Origin of the sequence: Roseateles sp. SL47 (assembly GCF_026625885.1) — a bacterium.
In the GTDB taxonomy this organism is placed as follows: Bacteria; Pseudomonadota; Gammaproteobacteria; order Burkholderiales; family Burkholderiaceae_C; genus Roseateles.
In genome coordinates this window covers 1-22,674 of sequence record NZ_CP113068.1, presented here as the reverse complement: position 1 = coordinate 22,674, position 22,674 = coordinate 1, and the positions used below count along the sequence as shown (strand labels likewise).

Annotated in this window: 2 protein-coding genes; both read left to right on the top strand. The window is 66.4% G+C overall.

Annotated features, from left to right (window positions below; all coding sequences use genetic code 11):
* The first annotated feature begins 80 nt into the window (after positions 1–80).
* On the top strand, positions 81–10,022 hold the full coding sequence (locus OU995_RS00010) for a non-ribosomal peptide synthetase (protein WP_267833307.1): 9,942 nt from the start codon (positions 81–83) through the stop codon (positions 10,020–10,022).
* On the top strand, positions 10,019–22,674 hold a 12,656-nt coding region (locus OU995_RS00005), incomplete at its 3' end, for an amino acid adenylation domain-containing protein (protein WP_420714784.1). The genes OU995_RS00010 and OU995_RS00005, both read left to right, overlap by 4 nt.

Below are 22,674 nucleotides of genomic sequence, written 5' to 3'. Positions count from 1 at the left end.
CCCGCAGCCTTCGGTGCATCAGCGCTGCGACAGCGTTCGTAGCGCTTTCTCTTTCTCATGCTGCTCCACGGTACAAAGTGATGATCGACTTCGCTGAGTTTGGTGATTTGGTGGGCATGCTGAAGGCTCTGGCACAGCATGAACCGGATGCAGATGCCTCGGCGTTCTTCCAGGACCTGGAGAACGGCAGCCTTCGTATCAGCCATGCGGCGCTTTACGGCCGCGTCTGTGCGATGGGTGGCGCCCTGCGCGAGGCCCAAGCCGTTGGCAAGGTGGCAGTGCTGCTGGAGCCCGGTGTCGATTTCCTCAGTGCGTTGTTGGGTTGCTTGCAGGCAGGGGTGACGCCCGTGGTCGCCTGGGTGCCGCAGGATCCACTGAGCCTGGAGCGGCTGCAGGTGCTGCTGACGGGGGGGGATGTGGGGCATGCCATCACCTGCAGGGAGTTCCATGGGCGCATGGCGTCCTGGCGCGTCCCTCAGCGGTCGATGCCTGTGTTCCGTTGGTACTTGGTAGACGCTCCCGATGGCCAGACGGCGCTGTCCCATGGACGGGGGAACCTGCCTGAGGCGGCCTGTTCCTCGGAAGACGCCGCTGCGTGTCGGGCGCGGTGCGCGGCTTTGATGGGCGCACTCTGGCGGGCCGTTGCAACTGCATCGTCCGCAGAGCGATGCCTCATTCAGGCGCTGGGCTTTGAAACCTTCCCGCTGTCGTCCGCCCAGCAGGTGATCTGGTTTGATCAGATGCTCGATCCGCAGCTGCCTTGCTACAACATCGGCATGGCCTGGCAGATGGACGGGCCCATCGACCCGCAGGTGCTGCAACAGGCGGTTCAGTGTCTGGCCGATGCCCACGAAGCGCTTCGCCTGCTGTTCCTTGAGGAGGACGGACAGGCGCGGCAGATGGTGCTCCCACAGGTGGACGTGGCCCTGCCACTGGTCGACTTCTCCTCGTCGACGGATGCTGAAGCGCAGGCGAGAAGCTACATGCAATCGAGCTTCTCTCAGCCGTTTTCGCTGCGAGGCGGGTTGCTGTGGAGCACGCAGCTCATTCGCGTCAGCCCTACCAAGCATTTTTGGCTGCAGCGTTATCACCACCTCGTCACTGACGGCGTTGGCATTTCACTGATCGTGCAGTCGGTGGCGCGCCTCTACAACGCGTTTCTGCAAGGGGACGTGCTTGAGGAGCCTGCGTCGTCTTACCGGGCGTTTGTCGCGGACGATGAGCGCTATCTGCGGTCAGAGCGTCACGCCCTGGATGGACAGTATTGGCGCGGCCGTTATGGCCGGCTGCCAGACCCCCTGGTGCAGCGCCCCAGCACCGACGCGCAGGGGCAGCTGGCTCCCAGCGCGCAGGCGCACTGGGTCTTGTCGAGAGAAGAGCATGACCGCTTGCAGGCCTATGCCGCCGAGCAGGGGGCCACATTCACACATGTCTTCCTCGCCGCACTGGCAGCGTATTTTGCCTGGGTGACGCCCAATGAAGAGGTGGTGATCGGCTTGCCGGTGCACAACCGAAGTGCCGCGCGCCACAAGCACACACCCGGCATGTTTTCATCGGTCAGCCCCATCGGCCTGCATGTGGATGGCGCCCGTTCGTTTCCGGCACTGGTACGCGAACTGGTTGCTGAACTCCGGCGCAGCTATCGCCATCAGCGCTACCCGTTGGCGGACATCAATCGCAGTATTCATCTCGCACCAACCGGTCGCCGCCAGCTCTTTGATGTGATGGTGTCGACCATGTACTTCGATGGTGATGCCAGCTTCGGCGGAGTGCCCGCTCGGGTCGTTCCCATGCACTCCGGCTTTGAACGCACGCCCTTGCTGATCAACCTCAGAGACCATCATCGTGATGGCGACGTGGTGGTCGAGTTCATCTACAACACCTTGGCGTTTGATCCGGAGGAGATCGAACGCATCCCTCGTTCGCTCGCCGTGATGCTGCAGTCTGCGGTCCAGCATCCCGAGACGCCGGTGGGTCATCTGCCCTTTTTGGATGCGACAGAACAAATCCGTCTGTTGGAGGACTTCAACGCGACGGCGGTGAGGTACGAAGAAGGCGAGTTGGTGCAGGAGCGGTTTGAGGCGCAGGTACGTATGCAGCCGCAGGCGGTTGCTGTGGAAGACGATACGCAGGTGTTGAGCTATGCGGAGCTCAATGAGCGGGCGAACCGGGTGGCGCATCGGCTGCTGGCATTGGGCATTGAGCCGGACGACCGTGTGGCGATCTGCATGTCGCGGGGCGTGGAGATGGTGGTGGGGGTGCTGGGCATCCTCAAGTCGGGGGCGGCGTATGTGCCGCTGGACCCGGCGTATCCGGCGGCGCGGCTGGCGTACATGCTGAGCGACTGCGAGCCGGCGGTGGTGCTGACGGAGCAGGCGCTGGTGTCGGCCGTGCGCGAAGTGACCCCGACGGGCGTGGCGCTGCTGGTCCCGGACGGTGAGGATGGCGCGTTGCTGCAAGCGCAGCCGGTGGTGGATCCGGACACGAGGCGGCGCCACGGGCTGCACAGCCGCCACCTGGCCTACATCATCTACACGTCGGGCTCCACCGGGCAGCCCAAGGGGGTGCAGATCGAGCACCGCTCGGTGGTGAATTTCCTGAGCGCCATGACGGGGCTGTTGCGGGTGAGTTCAGAAGACGCGGTGCTGGCGGTGACCACGCTGTCCTTCGACATTGCGGGATTGGAGCTGTACCTGCCGCTGATCAACGGCGCCCGCATGGTGCTGGTCAGCCGAGAGACGGCCAGCGATGCGAGCTTGCTGGAGCAGGCCCTGGAGCGGTCGGGCGTCACGCTGATGCAGGCGACGCCGGTCACCTGGCGCATGTTGCTGGACAACGGCTGGACGGGCCGAGCCGGGCTGAGGATGCTGTGCGGGGGTGAGGCCTTGTCGGGGCCGCTGGCCCAACGGCTGAGCGGCAAGGGGGCGCAGCTGTGGAATCTGTACGGCCCCACCGAGACCACCGTCTGGTCCACCGCGTGCTGCATCGACCCGGTGCAGGCGGGTGTGCAGGCCGTGCAACACATTGGCCGCCCGATCGCCAACACACGGATCTACATCCTGGACGGACAGGGCCGACCGGTGCCGATCGGGGTGGTGGGGGAGATCCACATTGGGGGCCACGGGGTGGCGCGGGGGTACTGGAAGCGGCCGGACCTGACCCAGCAGCGGTTTGTGGAGGACGGGTTCAGCGGGGAGGCGGGGGCGCGTCTGTACAAGACGGGAGACCTGGGACGCTGGCTGGCGGACGGCGACATTGAGTACCTGGGGCGCAACGACCATCAGGTGAAGATCCGGGGGTTCCGGATCGAGCTGGGGGAGATCGAAGCGCGGCTGGTGCAATGCCCCGGGGTGAGGGAGGCGGTGGTGGTGGCGCGGGAGGACCAGGGCGGCGACAAGCGGCTGGTGGCCTACGTGAGCGCGCAGGAAGGGGCGCAGGGGGAAGCGCTGGCGGTCAGTGCGCTCAGGAGCCGACTGGCCGAAGCGTTGGCGGATTACATGGTGCCCAGTGCGTTTGTGGTGCTGGCGGGGCTGCCGCTGACGCCCAACGGCAAGATTGACCGGCAGGCGCTGCCGGCCCCGGAGGCCGGTGCGCTGGTGAGCCAGCCGTACGAGGCTCCGGCTGACCCGCTGGAGCAGCGCCTGGCGCAGATCTGGCAGGAGCTGCTGGGGGTGGAGCGCGTCGGGCGACACGACAACTTCTTTGAACTGGGCGGCCATTCGCTGTTGGCGGTACGTGTGATCGTGCGGGTGCGCCAGGAGCTGGGGGTGGAGAGCAGCCTGCGCGCGTTGTTCAACCAGCCGGAGCTGGCGGCGTTTGCGAAGAGCGTGGAGCAAGCCGGTGCAAGCCTTGGGCAGCACCTGGGGCAGCGAATCACCCCGGCGGACCGAAGCGCCGCGCTGCCGGTGTCGTACGCCCAGCAGCGGCTGTGGTTCCTGGACCGGCTGGACGCGGCGGCGGGGGCGGCGTACCACATGCCGGTGGCGCTGAGGCTCAGCGGCGCGCTGCAGCGCCAGGCGCTGAAGGCGACGCTGGACGGGCTGGTGAGGCGCCACGAGATCTTGCGCACGCGGTTTGGCAGCGTGGACGGACAGACGGTGCAGTGGATCGATGGGCCGGAGGTGGGGTTCCAGTGGCAGGAGGTGGACCTGAGCGGGCTGGAGGAGCCGCAGCGCACGCAGGCGGTGCAAAGCCTGAGCCAGGAGGAGCAGCGCGCGCCGTTTGATCTGGCGCGGGGGCCGCTGATCCGGGGCCAACTGCTCAAGCTGGAGGAGCAGGCGCACATCCTGCTGCTGACGCAGCACCACATCATCTCCGACGGGTGGTCCACCGGGATCATGGTGAGGGAGGTGAGCGCACTGTATGAGGCGTACAGCCAGGGTCGGGAGGACCCGCTGGAGCCGTTGACTATCCAGTATGCGGACTACGCCGTGTGGCAACGCCAGTGGCTGCAGGGGGAGGTGCTGCGGCAGCAGACGCAGTACTGGAAGGAGCAGTTGGGCGGAGCACCGGCCCTGCTGGAGCTGCCCACGGACCGGCCGAGGCCGGTGGAGCAAAGCTATGAGGGCGGGCAGTGGCGCTTTGAGATTCCTGCACAGGTGAGTGCGGGGCTGCAGGGGCTGGCGCAGAGCCAGGGGGCGACGCTGTTCATGACGCTGCTGGCGGGGTGGGCGGTGCTGCTGAGCCGGCTCAGCGGGCAGAAGGACATTGTGGTGGGCACGCCGGTGGCGAATCGGCAGCGCAGCGAGGTGGAGGGGCTGATCGGGTTCTTCGTGAACACCCTGGCGCTGAGGGTGAGGCTGGAGGACGACCCGACAGTGCAGGAGTTGCTGCAGCAGGTCAAGGCCAGCACGCTGGACGCGTACGAACACCAGGATCTGCCGTTTGAGCAGGTGGTGGAAGCGCTGCAGCCGCAGCGCAGCCTGAGCCACAGCCCGCTGTTCCAGAACATGCTGAGCCTGAACAACACGCCGGTGCAGGGCCCGCTGCAGCTCAGCGGGCTGAGCATCAGCACCTTGGCACCGGACAGTGGCAGCACGCAGTTCGATCTGAGCCTGGCGCTGAGCGAGACGCCAGAGGGCTTGAGTGCGACGCTGAGCTACGCGAGCGCGCTGTACGAGCCGAGCAGCATCCAGCGGCTGGAGGGCTACCTGCAGGCGGTGCTGCGGGGGCTGGTGGAAGATCCGACGCAACGGGTCAGCGAGCTGGCGCTGCTGAGCGCGGCGCAGCGCAGGCAAGTGCTGGAGGAGTTCAACGCCACGGCGCGGGCGTATCCGCAGGACGAGCTGATTCACGAGCTGTTTGAGGAGCAGGTGAGGGCGAGGCCGCAGGCCACGGCGCTGGTGTATGAGCAGCAGCAGCTGAGCTACGGGGAGCTGAACGAGCGGGCCAACCAGGTGGCGCATCGGTTGGTGCAGCTGGGGATCCGGCCGGACGACCGGGTGGCGATCTGCATGCAGCGCAGCGTGGAGATGGTGGTGGGGCTGCTGGGCATTCTGAAGTCGGGGGCGGCGTATGTGCCGCTGGACCCGGCTTATCCGGCGGCGCGGCTGGCGTACATGCTGGGGGACAGTGAGCCTGGGGCGGTGCTGACGCAGCAGGCGCTGGTGCAGGAGATGCGCCAGGGGGTGGCCATCGGGGTGCCGGTGCTGGCGCTGGATGGAGCGGAAGCGGCGCAGATCGAGGTCCAGCCGCGGCACGACCCGGACCCGCAGGCCCTGGGGCTGAACGCCCGCCACCTGGCCTACATCATCTACACCTCGGGCTCCACCGGGCAGCCCAAGGGGGTGATGGTGGAGCACGCCGGGGTGGTCAACCGGCTGCGCTGGATGCAGGAAGCCCTCGACCTGCGGGCTGACGAAGCGGTGCTGCAGAAGACGCCCTTCGGCTTCGATGTGTCGGTCTGGGAGTTTTTCTGGCCGCTCATGTTGGGTGCGCGGCTGGTGATGGCCCGACCTGAGGGCCACAAGGACCCCGCCTATCTATCTGCGGTCATTCGCCATACCGGCGTGACGACCGTCCACTTCGTGCCGTCCATGCTTCAGCAATTCCTGGCGTACGAAGGAGCCGCTTCGTGCACCGGTCTGCGTCGGGTGGTCTGCAGTGGCGAGGAGCTCCCGGCCGCCTTGGCCAGGGAACTGCTGACCACGCTTCCAGGGACCGGACTGCACAACCTGTATGGCCCCACCGAGGCTTCGGTGGACGTCACGGCCTGGACCTGCTCGCTCGACGATCACCGGACCTTCGTCCCTATCGGCCGCCCCATCGCGAACACGGCCATCTACATTCTCGATCCGCAGGGGCAGCCAACGCCATTGGGGGTGAGCGGCGAGCTGCACATTGCGGGCGTCCAGGTGGCACGCGGGTATTGGAACCGGGCCGAATTGACGCAGCAGCGCTTCGTACCCGATCCCCATTCCGGTCAGGCCGCTGCACGCCTTTACAAAACAGGGGACCTCGCGCGATGGTTGCCGGACGGCAGCATTGAATACCTCGGTCGCAACGACCATCAGGTCAAGATCCGGGGCTTCCGTATCGAGCTGGGGGAAATCGAGGCTCGTCTGGCGCAATGCCTGGGCGTGCGGGAGGCCGTAGTCCTGGCCCGCTCGAGCTCCTCGGAAGACAAGCGCCTGGTGGCGTATCTCACTCCTCACGCCGGACATGAGCTGCTTGTCGGGGAACTGCGCACGCAGCTGAGGAGCCAGCTCCCAGACTATATGGTGCCATCGGCGTTTGTTGTGCTCGACGCCTTTCCCCTGACGCCCAACGGGAAGCTGGATCGCCAAGCGCTGCCCGATCCCGATGACGGGTCGGTGGCCATGCAGGCCTATGAAGTGCCGGTCGGACCGGTCGAGTGCGCCATCGCTGGCATCTGGCAGGAGCTGCTGGGGATGCAGCGCATCGGCCGGCACGACAACTTCTTCGATCTGGGGGGCCATTCCCTGCTGGCGGTGCAGATGGCGTCACGCCTGCGCTCGGAATTGCAGGTTGATGTCCCCTTGCGTCAACTCTTCGACCAGGGCGGGTTGAAGGATTTGGCGGATTGGGTCGCCGCTGCCGCTCCCGCCCCTCATGCCCCACTGGTGCCGGTGGACCGACAGCAGGAGCTGGCGCTGTCGCTGGCGCAGCAGCGCCTGTGGTTTCTGGATCAATTCGATGTCAGTGCCAGCGTGGCCTATCACATGCTCGGCAGTTGGCGCATCCACGGGCCGCTCGACCGCATTGTTCTGAAAAAGACGCTCGATGCGCTGGTCGACCGGCACGAGATTCTCCGCACCAGCTTCCCGGCATGGGACGGACGCCCCTTCGCCCGGATTGCGGCACCGGGCTGTGGCTTCTCTCTGATCGAACAGGATCTGAGCGACGATGGGCCGGAGGATCAGCAGTCGCGCATCAGCGCGCAGGCGAACCACGAGGCCGGTGCTGCATTCGACCTTGCGCAGGGACCGTTGATCCGCGGACAGCTGCTGCGTTTGTCCGCGTCTGATCATGTCCTCCTGGTCACTCAGCATCACATCATCTCGGACGGCTGGTCGCTGCGTCTGCTGATGAAAGAGGTGTCGGCCCTGTATGACGCCTTCTCGCGCGGGGAAGCCGATCCGCTGCCGCTGCCCGAGATTCAATACCTCGACTATGCCGCCTGGCAGCGGGCCTGGCTGCAGGAGGACCTGCAGCAACGACAGATCGGCTATTGGAAGGACCGGCTTGCCGACGCGCCCGCGCTCCTGGAATTGCCCACCGATCGCCCCAGGCCTGCTGTTCAGACCCATGCCGGCGCCGCGATCCGATTGGCGCTGGACAAAGAACTGACCGGCGCCCTGAAGCGGCTCGCTGCCCAGCATGGCGCGACCTTGTTCATGACACTGCTCGCGGGTTGGGCCGCACTGTTGTCACGGCTGTCGGGGCAGCATGAGGTGGTGATCGGCATGCCGGTGGCGAACCGCCGACGTCGTGAGCTGGAATCCATGGTCGGCTTCTTCGTCAACACGCTGGCGCTGCGTGTCCATGCCGACCCTGGTGTTTCCGTGGCGGGGCTGCTGTCGGACGTCCGGCGCCACACGCTGGACGCTTACGCTCACCAGGACGTGCCCTTTGAACAGGTGGTGGAGGCCGTCCGTCCGGCGCGCAGCCTTGGGCACCATCCCCTCTTCCAGGCCATGCTGGCACTGGACAACGTTCCCGGAGCCCCGCAATTGCATCTGGGCGGGCTGGACGTCCGCTGGCTGGAACAGTCGCAGACGACGGCACGATGTGACCTGTGTCTGCTGCTCTCCGAAGTGGACGGTGGCCTGACGGGGGTGCTTGAGTACGCCAGTGACCTGTTTGACCCGGCAACGATCCAAGGGCTCGCCGAACGTTACCAACGGCTGTTGCAGGCCATGGTCGCGGGCGAGGCGACGCTGATCGGCGATTTGCCGCTCATGTCCGACCACGAGCGGTCGCGGGTGCTGGAAGGCTTTAACGACACCACAAGACCCTATCCGTCCGACCGGCTCATCAGCGAGTTGTTTGAAGAGCAGGCGCGGCGGTCTCCGCAGGCGGTCGCCCTGGTCTCGGGTGCTGAGCAGCTGAGCTATGCCGCGCTGAATGAGCAGTCCAACCGCCTTGCCTGGCATCTGCGGAGCATGGGCGTGGGGCCCGATGTGACGGTGGCGGTTTGCATGGAACGCACGCCCGACGTGGTGGTCGCCTTTCTGGCCGTGCTGAAGGCCGGCGGTGCGTATGTGCCGCTGGACCCGAGCTATCCGGTGCACCGATTGGACTACATGCTGTCCGATAGTGCGCCCCAGGTGCTGATCACCCAGGAGAGTCTGCTGTGCCGCTTCCCGGATACCGCTGTTCCTACGGTGGTGCTGGATGTTGCGCATCGAGACCGGCATTTCTTTCATTTGCCGAAGGAGAACCTCGACACCTCGGCCAGCGGTTGCACGGCGCGTCATCTCGCCTATGTGATGTACACCTCCGGCTCGACCGGACAGCCCAAGGGTGTGATGGTGGATCACCGGGGCGTCGTGAGGCTGGTGTGCGGCACGAACTACATCACGTTGACGCCCGACGATATCGTGGCACAGGCGTCGAATATTTCGTTTGATGCTGCCACTTTCGAGATCTGGGGGGCACTGCTCAGCGGCGCCCGGCTGACGCTGATTGACCGGTGGACGGTGGTGGAGTCGACGCGTTTGGCCGCCGAGGTCCGGAGGCAAGGCATTTCAGTGCTGTTCTTGACCACAGCACTGTTCCACCAGGTCGCACGGGAGTCGGTCGAGGCGTTCAAACCCTTGCGCTGTCTCTTGGTGGGCGGCGACAAGATGGAGGCTCGATGGGCCGAAAAGGCCCTTCGTGAAGGGCGCCCCGGTGAACTCCTGAACGCTTACGGGCCAACCGAGACAGTCACGTTCGCCGCCTGGCATTCAGTCGGTGCCTCGGTGGGCCACGGCAACGTGCCGATTGGCCGCCCGATCGCCAACACACGGATCTACATCCTGGACGGGCAGGGCCGACCGGTGCCGATCGGGGTGGTGGGGGAGATCCACATTGGGGGCCACGGGGTGGCGCGGGGGTACTGGAAGCGGCCGGACCTGACGCAGCAGCGGTTTGTGGAGGACGGGTTCAGCGGGGAGGCGGGGGCGCGTCTGTACAAGACGGGAGACCTGGGACGCTGGCTGGCGGACGGCGACATTGAGTACCTGGGGCGCAACGACCATCAGGTGAAGATCCGGGGGTTCCGGATCGAGCTGGGGGAGATCGAAGCGCGGCTGGTGCAATGCCCCGGGGTGAGGGAGGCGGTGGTGGTGGCGCGGGAGGACCAGGGCGGCGACAAGCGGCTGGTGGCCTACGTGAGCGCGCAGGAAGGGGCGCAGGGGGAAGCGCTGGCGGTCAGTGCGCTCAGGAGCCGACTGGCCGAAGCGTTGGCGGATTACATGGTGCCCAGTGCGTTTGTGGTGCTGGCGGGGCTGCCGCTGACGCCCAACGGCAAGATTGACCGGCAGGCGCTGCCGGCCCGGAGGCCGGTGCGCTGGTGAGCCAGCCGTACGAGGCTCCGGCTGACCCGCTGGAGCAGCGCCTGGCGCAGATCTGGCAGGAGCTGCTGGGGGTGGAGCGCGTCGGGCGACACGACAACTTCTTTGAACTGGGCGGCCATTCGCTGTTGGCGGTACGTGTGATCGTGCGGGTGCGCCAGGAGCTGGGGGTGGAGAGCAGCCTGCGCGCGTTGTTCAACCAGCCGGAGCTGGCGGCGTTTGCGAAGAGCGTGGAGCAAGCCGGTGCAAGCCTTGGGCAGCACCTGGGGCAGCGAATCACCCCGGCGGACCGAAGCGCCGCGCTGCCGGTGTCGTACGCCCAGCAGCGGCTGTGGTTCCTGGACCGGCTGGACGCGGCGGCGGGGGCGGCGTACCACATGCCGGTGGCGCTGAGGCTCAGCGGCGCGCTGCAGCGCCAGGCGCTGAAGGCGACGCTGGACGGGCTGGTGAGGCGCCACGAGATCTTGCGCACGCGGTTTGGCAGCGTGGACGGACAGACGGTGCAGTGGATCGATGGGCCGGAGGTGGGGTTCCAGTGGCAGGAGGTGGACCTGAGCGGGCTGGAGGAGCCGCAGCGCACGCAGGCGGTGCAAAGCCTGAGCCAGGAGGAGCAGCGCGCGCCGTTTGATCTGGCGCGGGGGCCGCTGATCCGGGGCCAACTGCTCAAGCTGGAGGAGCAGGCGCACATCCTGCTGCTGACGCAGCACCACATCATCTCCGACGGGTGGTCCACCGGGATCATGGTGAGGGAGGTGAGCGCACTGTATGAGGCGTACAGCCAGGGTCGGGAGGACCCGCTGGAGCCGTTGACTATCCAGTATGCGGACTACGCCGTGTGGCAACGCCAGTGGCTGCAGGGGGAGGTGCTGCGGCAGCAGACGCAGTACTGGAAGGAGCAGTTGGGCGGAGCACCGGCCCTGCTGGAGCTGCCCACGGACCGGCCGAGGCCGGTGGAGCAAAGCTATGAGGGCGGGCAGTGGCGCTTTGAGATTCCTGCACAGGTGAGTGCGGGGCTGCAGGGGCTGGCGCAGAGCCAGGGGGCGACGCTGTTCATGACGCTGCTGGCGGGGTGGGCGGTGCTGCTGAGCCGGCTCAGCGGGCAGAAGGACATTGTGGTGGGCACGCCGGTGGCGAATCGGCAGCGCAGCGAGGTGGAGGGGCTGATCGGGTTCTTCGTGAACACCCTGGCGCTGAGGGTGAGGCTGGAGGACGACCCGACAGTGCAGGAGTTGCTGCAGCAGGTCAAGGCCAGCACGCTGGACGCGTACGAACACCAGGATCTGCCGTTTGAGCAGGTGGTGGAAGCGCTGCAGCCGCAGCGCAGCCTGAGCCACAGCCCGCTGTTCCAGAACATGCTGAGCCTGAACAACACGCCGGTGCAGGGCCCGCTGCAGCTCAGCGGGCTGAGCATCAGCACCTTGGCACCGGACAGTGGCAGCACGCAGTTCGATCTGAGCCTGGCGCTGAGCGAGACGCCAGAGGGCTTGAGTGCGACGCTGAGCTACGCGAGCGCGCTGTACGAGCCGAGCAGCATCCAGCGGCTGGAGGGCTACCTGCAGGCGGTGCTGCGGGGGCTGGTGGAAGATCCGACGCAACGGGTCAGCGAGCTGGCGCTGCTGAGCGCGGCGCAGCGCAGGCAAGTGCTGGAGGAGTTCAACGCCACGGCGCGGGCGTATCCGCAGGACGAGCTGATTCACGAGCTGTTTGAGGAGCAGGTGAGGGCGAGGCCGCAGGCCACGGCGCTGGTGTATGAGCAGCAGCAGCTGAGCTACGGGGAGCTGAACGAGCGGGCCAACCAGGTGGCGCATCGGTTGGTGCAGCTGGGGATCCGGCCGGACGACCGGGTGGCGATCTGCATGCAGCGCAGCGTGGAGATGGTGGTGGGGCTGCTGGGCATTCTGAAGTCGGGGGCGGCGTATGTGCCGCTGGACCCGGCTTATCCGGCGGCGCGGCTGGCGTACATGCTGGGGGACAGTGAGCCTGGGGCGGTGCTGACGCAGCAGGCGCTGGTGCAGGAGATGCGCCAGGGGGTGGCCATCGGGGTGCCGGTGCTGGCGCTGGATGGAGCGGAAGCGGCGCAGATCGAGGTCCAGCCGCGGCACGACCCGGACCCGCAGGCCCTGGGGCTGAACGCCCGGCACCTGGCCTACATCATCTACACCTCGGGCTCCACCGGGCAGCCCAAGGGGGTGATGGTGGAGCATCGCCAGGTGCTGCGTTTGCTGGCCGCGACCGAAGACTGGTTCCACTTCGACCATCACGATGTCTGGACACTCTTCCATTCCTTCGCTTTTGATTTCTCGGTCTGGGAACTCTGGGGGGCGCTGGCCAAGGGAGGGAAACTGGTCCTTGTCCCCTACCTCACGAGCCGCTCGCCGCAGGCCTTCTATGAGCTGCTGAGCACGCAGCGCGTGACGGTGCTGAATCAGACCCCCAGTGCCTTCCGGCAGCTCATCGCGGCCCAGTCCTCCAGCCCGCTGGAACACAGCCTGCGACTGGTGGTCTTTGGCGGTGAAGCGCTGGAACCGGCCATGCTCAAGCCGTGGTTTGATCGCGACAGGAACGCGAACGTACGCCTGGTCAACATGTACGGCATCACGGAAACGACGGTCCATGTCACCTACCTGCCGGTGGACCCGTCGATGGCCCAGCGACGAGGGACCAGCCCGATTGGCCGACCGATTCCCGATCTGCGCATCTATGTGCTCGATGCGGCGGGGCAGCCGGTGCCGCTGGGTGTGACGGGCGAGATGTATGTGGGTGGCGACGGCCTGGCGCGTGGTTACCTGAACCGCCCCGAGCTGACGCAGCAGCGTTTTCTTGCCGATCCGTTCAGCCCTCAGCCGAATGCTCGGATGTACAGGACCGGCGATCTGGCCCGATGGCTGGAAGACGGGAGCCTTGAATACCTGGGGCGCAACGACCATCAGGTGAAGATCCGCGGCTTCCGCATCGAACTCGGAGAAATCGAGGCCCGTCTCGCGCAATGCCACGGCGTGCGCGACGCGGTGGTGTTGCCGCGTGATGACGAGGCGGGCCAACAGCGGCTGGTGGCGTACCTGACTGCCCAGGCCGGACATGCGCTGACGGCGGCAGCGTTGCGCAGCCACCTGTCGGCCGTGCTGGCCGACTACATGGTCCCCAGCGCATTTGTAGTCTTGCCAGAACTCCCGCTGACCGCCAACGGCAAGCTGGATCGCCAGGCGCTGCCTGCACCCGACGCGTCGGCGCATGCGACCCACCCGTATCAGGCCCCTACGACGCCAACCGAGGCGCTGCTGTGCCGGGTGTGGTGCGAGGTGCTGGGCCTGACGCAGGTCGGCGTCAACGACAACTTTTTCGATGTCGGCGGGGATTCGATCCGCAGCATCGCGATTGTGGCCAAGGCCAGAAGCGAGGGAGTGAACCTGGCCATCGTCGACCTCTTCAAGTCGCCGACGATCCGTGGGCTGGCGCAGCTGCTCTCGTCTGGCGCCGCCACCGAACCGGTGGACGAAGCCTCGGTACAACTGAGTGAGGCGGATCGGCGACTGCTGCCGGCCGATGTCGAGGAGGCCTACCCGGTCACCATGCTGCAGATGGGGATGGTGTTCCACAACGCGCACGATGAGGAATCGGGCCTCTATCACGACATCACCACCAACCAGTTGACACTGCCGGCCTGGAACCCTGCAGCGATGCGGACCGTGCTGGACGCGATGGTTCGGCGTCATCCAGCGTTGCGAACCGCCTTTGATCTGCATCGCTACAGCGAGCCGATGCAAGTGGTGCACGCCAGCGCCAGCCTGCCGCTGGAGGTGTTCGACGTTCAGCACCTCGAGGTGGAGGCGCAGGACCGCTTGATCGCGGACTTCATGCGGCAGGAACATCAAACGCGATTCACGCTGGAAACGCCGCCGCTGTTGCGTGTCTTTGTTCACCTGCGTTCAGCTCATTCGATCCAGATTACATTGAGCTTCCACCATGCCATTTTGGATGGCTGGAGTCTGGCGGCGCTCCAGACAGGTCTGGTGAATGCCTATGCACGCCTGGTTGCGGGCGAGGCGGTGGAGGTGACGGAGGCGCCGCTGGATGTCACTCCGCGCCACACCATTGCGCAGGAGCGGCAGGCCTTGCGTTCCGAAGCGCATCGGGCGTTCTGGGCCGACTACCTCGCGGACTGCGAGTTCGCTGCCTTGCCGGCCCCCGAGCCTGAAGTCGAGCCGGAGGCTCCGCGCAATGAGGCGGTGGAGTTGTCCGAGGGGCTCTGCGCCCAACTGCGGGCGCTGGCCAGCAGCCAAGGGGTGCCGATGCGTTCGCTGCTGTTGGCCGCCCACGTGCGCATGGTCGCCACGCTCTCAGGCGTTGACGACGTGACCACCGGTCTTGTGGCCAACGTTCGGCCTGAAAGGACCAACGGGGATCAGGTGTTGGGGCTGTTCCTCAACACCCTGCCATTCCGCCAGAAGCTGGAGGACATGAGCTGGAAGGCCCTGATCCGGCAGATTCACGACAACGAGATCGGGGTGATGGCGTACCGCCACTATCCCTATTTCCAGCTGTACGTCGACCACAACCGCGAGCCCTTCTACGAAACCACCTTCAACTACATCAATTTCCACGTTTACGAAGGGCTGCATGCCGGCATCAAGGCCGAGGGATTCCGTGGCGACATTGAAGTGACCAACAACGCGTTGGCCGTGGATTGCTTCCAGCGACCCAACCAGGCTATTGGCATCAAGATTGACGCACGCTCCCTTTCGGTGGCGCAGGAGCGCCGCGTGCGCGGCTACTTTGTCGCGATCCTTGAAGCGATGGCACGCGATCCGGAGGCGCTGCACGGGGGCCAGTCCTTCCTGTCGGACCGCGAGCGGCATGACCTGCTGGAGCGCTTCAATGCCACCGCGTCGGTGCGCGCCACGCAGCCGTTGATCCACCGCGGATTTGAGGAGCGAGCCGCAGCGCACCCGGACGCGGTGGCGGTCAGCCATGACGGCCGCTTGCTGACGTACGGTGAAGTCAACGCCCGTGCCAATGCGCTGGCGCATCAACTGTTGCGCCAGGGCGTGCGGCCCGACGACAAAGTCGCGATCTGCATGGAGCGTTGTCCTGACCAGCTCATTGGCCTGCTGGGCATTCTCAAGGCGGGGGGGGCTTATGTGCCGCTGGATCCGCAGCACCCGCAGGAACGGCTGAACTACATGCTGCAGGACTGCGACCCGGTGGTGCTGATCGTGCAGCCCTCGCTGAGGGATCGCTTCGAGGGGGTCACCACGCCGCTGATCACCATCGATCCAGAGGCGCATGGCGACCAATCCACTCAGGCATTGTCCGAGGGGCGCAACCCGGACATCCCTGCACTGGGCCCGAGCCACCTGGCGTATGTGATCTACACCTCGGGTTCCACCGGTCTGCCCAAAGGCGTGCTGGTTGAACACGGGAACGCCGTCAACCTGATCGAAGCGCATATCCGGACCTGCCAACTCACCGAGGCCGATCGTGTGCTGCAGTTGGCGTCCTTTGGCTTTGACAACTCCATCACGGAGATCTTCCCCACGCTGCAGGTGGGAGGGCGGATCGTGATGAGACCGGCAACGCTGATGGTGCCCGATGCTGAATTCATGGCGTTTCTGGCCGAGCACGGCGTGACCGTGGCGGACCTGCCGACCTCGTTCTGGCACCTCTGGTCTGGCGAGATCCGGCTGGGGCGGAGCTTGCCCTGGGACGCCCTGCGGCTCGTGATCGTGGGGGGGGAGAAGGCAGAGCTTCGCCATCTGCAGGACTGGGCAGCTGCCCGCAAGACCCAGCACATCCGCTGGATCAATACGTATGGCCCCACGGAGGCCACCGTCTACGCGACCGTCTTTCCGTGGCTGCCCAGTGATGGGCTTCCGCCGCAGGAGGTGCCGATTGGCCGCCCTGTCGACAACACGGTGGTCCGGATCCTGGACCGCTTCGGCCAACTGTCGCCTGTGGGGGTGATGGGTGAGATCTATCTTGGCGGGCCGCAGGTCGCCCGAGGCTATTACAAACGTCCCGAGCTGACGCAAAGCCGATTCATCGCCGATCCCTACGGCGCGGAGGCGTCACGCCTTTACCGTACCGGGGACCTGGGCCGGTGGACCACGGCCGGCATGATTGAATATGTCGGGCGCAACGATTTCCAGGTGAAGATCCGCGGTCATCGGATCGAGATGGGAGAAATCGAAGCCCGACTGGCGGAGTGCCCGTCCGTCCGGGAAGCGGTGGTGCTTGCCCGTGCGGGCGAGGACGGCGATAAGCGCCTGGTGGCCTACATCACCGCGCACGAGGGCCTGATGCCCCTGTCTGCCGAACTGCGTAGCGCCTTGCTCGCCACGTTGCCCGAGTACATGGTGCCGTCGGCCTTTGTGGTGCTGGAGCGGATGCCCCTCACGCCACATGGCAAGTTGGACCGACAGGCCCTGCCCGAGCCGGGACAGGCATCGGTGGTGACGCAAACCTACGAACCGCCCGTGGGGGCAGTCGAGCAGGCGATTGCGGAGATCTGGCAGGACCTGCTTGAACTGGAGCAGGTGGGGCGGAACGATCACTTCTTCGAATTGGGCGGCCATTCGTTGATGGCGGTGAGCCTGATCGAGCATCTCCGGCAGCGCGGGCTCATGGTGCCGGTGCGCAGCATCTTTGCAGCGCCGACCCTGGCCGATTTCGCCAGGGCCGTGGAACAGCGGCAGGACGCCGGGGCCGAAGCTCCCCTCCCGGTGACGCCGGGCGGGATCGAGCCGGGCTGCCAGCGCGTCACCCCTGAGATGTTGCCCCTGGTGAATCTGTCCCAGTCCGAGATTGACGGCCTCGTTGCGAGTGTGCCGGCGGGGATCTCGAATCTGCAGGATATCTATCCGCTGGCCCCATTGCAGGCCGGGATCCTGTTTCACCACATGCTGGAGACGACGGGCGATCCGTACCTGCTGCGCCTGGTGCTTGGGTTCGACAGCCGCGATCGGCTGGACCGCTTCCTTGATGCCCTGCAGCGGGTGATTGATCGGCACGACATCCTGCGCAGCGCATTCGAGTGGGAGGGCCTCTCCAGCCCGGTGCAGGTGGTTTGGAGGAAAGCCACGCTGCCCGTGGAAGCAGTGAGCCTGGTCTCGAAAGACGACGCGCTGGGTGAATTCCTCGAACGGGTGGACCCTCGCCAACGGCGCCTGGATCTTCGCCGGGCCCCTCTGTTGGCGGCCTATGTGGCGGCGGATACCAGCTCGCAGTCCTGGTTCCTTACCCTGCTCAACCATCACCTGATTGGTGACCATGTCACCTTGGACCTCATCGTGGACGAGGTCAGGATGATTCTGGAGGGGCGGAGCGCAGATCTACCGGCGCCTGCGTCGTACCGGGAGTTTGTCGCGTCTGCCCTGAAGACCGACCAGGCCGCTCATGATGCCTACTTTGCTCGCTTGTTGGGGGACGTGACCGAGCCCACCGCGCCCTTCGGCCTGCTCGACGTGCAGGGCAGTGGTGAGGGCGTCCGGGAAACCTTGTTGCCGCTGACCGACGTGATGGCGGGGCGCATCAACAGCCTCGCCCGCCAACTCGCGGTCACGCCGGCGGTGGTGTTTCATGTCGGTTGGGCATTGCTGCTGAGCCGCTGCACCGGCCGCGCCGATGTGGTGTTCGGCACCGTGCTGCTGGGCCGCATGCAGGGCGTGCACAGCGCCCAGCAGGTGCTGGGCATGTTCATCAACACGCTGCCCGTTCGCATCGCGCTGGGCAGCACCAGTGTCGAGGAGGCCGTGCGCGCCTGCTACGGGCAATTGACGGAGCTGCTGGTTCATGAACAGGCATCGCTGGGGCTGGCCCAGCGTTGCAGCGGCGTGAAGGCACCGATGCCCTTGTTCACGACGCTGCTGAACTATCGACATATCCAGGGCGGCGAGGGAGCAGCAGGTGATGCCAATGGCGCCGGGCTGCCGGGCGTGGTCACGTATGCGCATGAGGAGCGCATCAACTACCCGGTCGGGGCGGCGGTGAATGACCTGGGGGGCGCGTACTCGCTGTCGGTGCAATGCGATGGCGTCGATCCGGTTCGTGTCGCCGAGATGTTCGTGCGGAGTGTCGAAGTGCTGCTCGAGGCCCTGGAGGGCGAGCCGACGAGGGCACTGGCATCGCTCGATCCGATACCAACGACAGAACAAATCCGTCTGTTGGAGGACTTCAACGCGACGGCGGTGAGGTACGAAGAAGGCGAGTTGGTGCAGGAGCGGTTTGAGGCGCAGGTACGTATGCAGCCGCAGGCGGTTGCTGTGGAAGACGATACGCAGGTGTTGAGCTATGCGGAGCTCAATGAGCGGGCGAACCGGGTGGCGCATCGGCTGCTGGCATTGGGCATTGAGCCGGACGACCGTGTGGCGATCTGCATGTCGCGGGGCGTGGAGATGGTGGTGGGGGTGCTGGGCATCCTCAAGTCGGGGGCGGCGTATGTGCCGCTGGACCCGGCGTATCCGGCGGCGCGGCTGGCGTACATGCTGAGCGACTGCGAGCCGGCGGTGGTGCTGACGGAGCAGGCGCTGGTGTCGGCCGTGCGCGAAGTGACCCCGACGGGCGTGGCGCTGCTGGTCCCGGACGGTGAGGATGGCGCGTTGCTGCAAGCGCAGCCGGTGGTGGATCCGGACACGAGGCGGCGCCACGGGCTGCACAGCCGCCACCTGGCCTACATCATCTACACGTCGGGCTCCACCGGGCAGCCCAAGGGGGTGCAGATCGAGCACCGCTCGGTGGTGAATTTCCTGAGCGCCATGACGGGGCTGTTGCGGGTGAGTTCAGAAGACGCGGTGCTGGCGGTGACCACGCTGTCCTTCGACATTGCGGGATTGGAGCTGTACCTGCCGCTGATCAACGGCGCCCGCATGGTGCTGGTCAGCCGAGAGACGGCCAGCGATGCGAGCTTGCTGGAGCAGGCCCTGGAGCGGTCGGGCGTCACGCTGATGCAGGCGACGCCGGTCACCTGGCGCATGTTGCTGGACAACGGCTGGACGGGCCGAGCCGGGCTGAGGATGCTGTGCGGGGGTGAGGCCTTGTCGGGGCCGCTGGCCCAACGGCTGAGCGGCAAGGGGGCGCAGCTGTGGAATCTGTACGGCCCCACCGAGACCACCGTCTGGTCCACCGCGTGCTGCATCGACCCGGTGCAGGCGGGTGTGCAGGCCGTGCAACACATTGGCCGCCCGATCGCCAACACACGGATCTACATCCTGGACGGACAGGGCCGGCCGGTGCCGATCGGGGTGGTGGGGGAGATCCACATTGGGGGCCACGGGGTGGCGCGGGGGTACTGGAAGCGGCCGGACCTGACCCAGCAGCGGTTTGTGGAGGACGGGTTCAGCGGGGAGGCGGGGGCGCGTCTGTACAAGACGGGAGACCTGGGACGCTGGCTGGCGGACGGCGACATTGAGTACCTGGGGCGCAACGACCATCAGGTGAAGATCCGGGGGTTCCGGATCGAGCTGGGGGAGATCGAAGCGCGGCTGGTGCAATGCCCCGGGGTGAGGGAGGCGGTGGTGGTGGCGCGGGAGGACCAGGGCGGCGACAAGCGGCTGGTGGCCTACGTGAGCGCGCAGGAAGGGGCGCAGGGGGAAGCGCTGGCGGTCAGTGCGCTCAGGAGCCGACTGGCCGAAGCGTTGGCGGATTACATGGTGCCCAGTGCGTTTGTGGTGCTGGCGGGGCTGCCGCTGACGCCCAACGGCAAGATTGACCGGCAGGCGCTGCCGGCCCCGGAGGCCGGTGCGCTGGTGAGCCAGCCGTACGAGGCTCCGGCTGACCCGCTGGAGCAGCGCCTGGCGCAGATCTGGCAGGAGCTGCTGGGGGTGGAGCGCGTCGGGCGACACGACAACTTCTTTGAACTGGGCGGCCATTCGCTGTTGGCGGTACGTGTGATCGTGCGGGTGCGCCAGGAGCTGGGGGTGGAGAGCAGCCTGCGAGCGCTGTTCAACCAGCCGGAGCTGGCGGCGTTTGCGAAGAGCGTGGAGCAAGCCGGTGCAAGCCTGGGGCAGCGCATAGGACGTGCGGACCGAAGCGCCGCGCTGCCGGTGTCGTACGCCCAGCAGCGGCTGTGGTTCCTGGACCGGCTGGACGCGGCGGCGGGGGCGGCGTACCACATGCCCGTGGCGCTCAGGCTCAGCGGCGCGCTGCAGCGCCAGGCGCTGAAGGCGACGCTGGACGGCCTGGTGAGGCGCCACGAGATCTTGCGCACGCGGTTTGGCAGCGTGGACGGACAGACGGTGCAGTGGATCGATGGGCCGGAGGTGGGGTTCCAGTGGCAGGAGGTGGACCTGAGCGGGCTTGAGGAGCCCCAGCGCACGCAGGCGGTGCAAAGCCTGAGCCAGGAGGAGCAGCGCGCGCCGTTTGATCTGGCGCGGGGGCCGCTGATCCGGGGCCAACTGCTCAAGCTGGAGGAGCAGGCGCACATCCTGCTGCTGACGCAGCACCACATCATCTCCGACGGGTGGTCCACCGGGATCATGGTGAGGGAGGTGAGCGCACTGTATGAGGCGTACAGCCAGGGTCGGGAGGACCCGCTGGAGCCGTTGACTATCCAGTATGCGGACTACGCGGTGTGGCAGCGCCAGTGGCTGCAGGGGGAGGTGCTGCGGCAGCAGACGCAGTACTGGAAGGAGCAGTTGGGCGGAGCACCGGCCCTGCTCGAGCTGCCCACGGACCGGCCGAGGCCGGCGGAGCAAAGCTATGAGGGCGGGCAGTGGAGCTTTGAGATTCCTGCACAGGTGAGTGCGGGGCTGCAGGGGCTGGCGCAGAGCCAGGGGGCGACGCTGTTCATGACGCTGCTGGCGGGGTGGGCGGTGCTGCTGAGCCGGCTCAGCGGGCAGAAGGACATTGTGGTGGGCACGCCGGTGGCGAACCGGCAGCGCAGCGAGGTGGAGGGGCTGATCGGGTTCTTCGTGAACACCCTGGCGCTGAGGGTGAGGCTGGAGGACGACCCGACGGTGCAGGAGTTGCTGCAGCAGGTCAAGGCCAGCACGCTGGACGCGTACGAACACCAGGATCTGCCGTTTGAGCAAGTGGTGGAAGCGCTGCAGCCGCAGCGCAGCCTGAGCCACAGCCCGCTGTTCCAGAACATGCTGAGCCTGAACAACACGCCGGTGCAGGGCCCGCTGCAGCTCAGCGGGCTGAGCATCAGCACCTTGGCACCGGACAGTGGCAGCACGCAGTTCGATCTGAGCCTGGCGCTGAGCGAGACGCCAGAGGGCTTGAGTGCGACGCTGAGCTACGCGAGCGCGCTGTACGAGCCGAGCAGCATCCAGCGGCTGGAGGGCTACCTGCAGGCGGTGCTGCGGGGGCTGGTGGAAGATCCGACGCAACGGGTCAGCGAGCTGGCGCTGCTGAGCGCGGCGCAGCGCAGGCAAGTGCTGGAGGAGTTCAACGCCACGGCGCGGGCGTATCCGCAGGACGAGCTGATTCACGAGCTGTTTGAGGAGCAGGTGAGGGCGAGGCCGCAGGCCACGGCGCTGGTGTATGAGCAGCAGCAGCTGAGCTACGGGGAGCTGAACGAGCGGGCCAACCAGGTGGCGCATCGGTTGGTGCAGCTGGGGATCCGGCCGGACGACCGGGTGGCGATCTGCATGCAGCGTAGCGTGGAGATGGTGGTGGGGCTGCTGGGCATTCTGAAGTCGGGGGCGGCGTATGTGCCGCTGGACCCGGCGTATCCGGCGGCGCGGCTGGCGTACATGCTGGGGGACAGTGAGCCTGGGGCGGTGCTGACGCAGCAGGCGCTGGTGCAGGAGATGCGCCAGGGGGTGGCCATCGGGGTGCCGGTGCTGGCGCTGGATGGAGCGGAAGCGGCGCAGATCGAGGTCCAGCCACGGCACGACCCGGACCCGCAGGCCCTGGGGCTGAACGCCCGCCACCTGGCCTACATCATCTACACCTCGGGCTCCACCGGGCAGCCCAAGGGGGTGATGGTGGAGCACGCCGGACTGAGCAGCCTGGCGCATGCGCAGATTGCGCAGTTTGGCGTCAACCCGACCAGCCGTGTGCTGCAGTTTGTCTCGATCAGCTTTGATGTCTGCATCTCCGAGATCGCGATGACGCTGTGTAGTGGCGCCACCTTGCTCCTGGCGCCAGCCAACGAACTGTTGCCGGGTGATCCGCTGTTGCAATCGCTTCGAAGCCTGCGGGCCACGCACATCACACTGCCGCGAGCCGCGCTGGCCGCACTTCCTGCAGAGGCTTCTCTGGGAGAGGTGCGTACCCTGATCACGGGGGGTGAATTGCTGCAATCGCAGTTGGCGGCGACGTGGTCCGCACGTTATGCGCTCTTTAATTCCTATGGTCCTACCGAGACGACGGTTTGCGCCACGGTCCATGACTGTCGGGAGACTGACCTGGCGGTGGTTCCGATCGGCCGACCGATGGCGGGAAAACGGATTTACATCCTCGATGACCACGGTGCCCCGGTGCCTCTCGGCGCAAGGGGCGAAATTCACATTGGTGGCATTGGCGTGGCACGCGGCTATTGGAACCAGCCTGAGCTGACACAGCAGCGCTTCCTGCCAGACCCCCACTGCACCCAAGCCGGTGCGCGCATGTATCGCACGGGAGATCTTGGCCGCTGGCGACCGGACGGCCAGGTCGAGTTCCTGGGTCGCAATGACCATCAGGTGAAGATCCGAGGGTTCCGCATTGAGCTCGG

Excerpts from the sequence above, each read along its gene's own strand:
- OU995_RS00010 (WP_267833307.1), top strand. The coding sequence starts at position 81 with ATGATCGACTTCGCTGAGTTTGGTGATTTGGTGGGCATGCTGAAGGCT.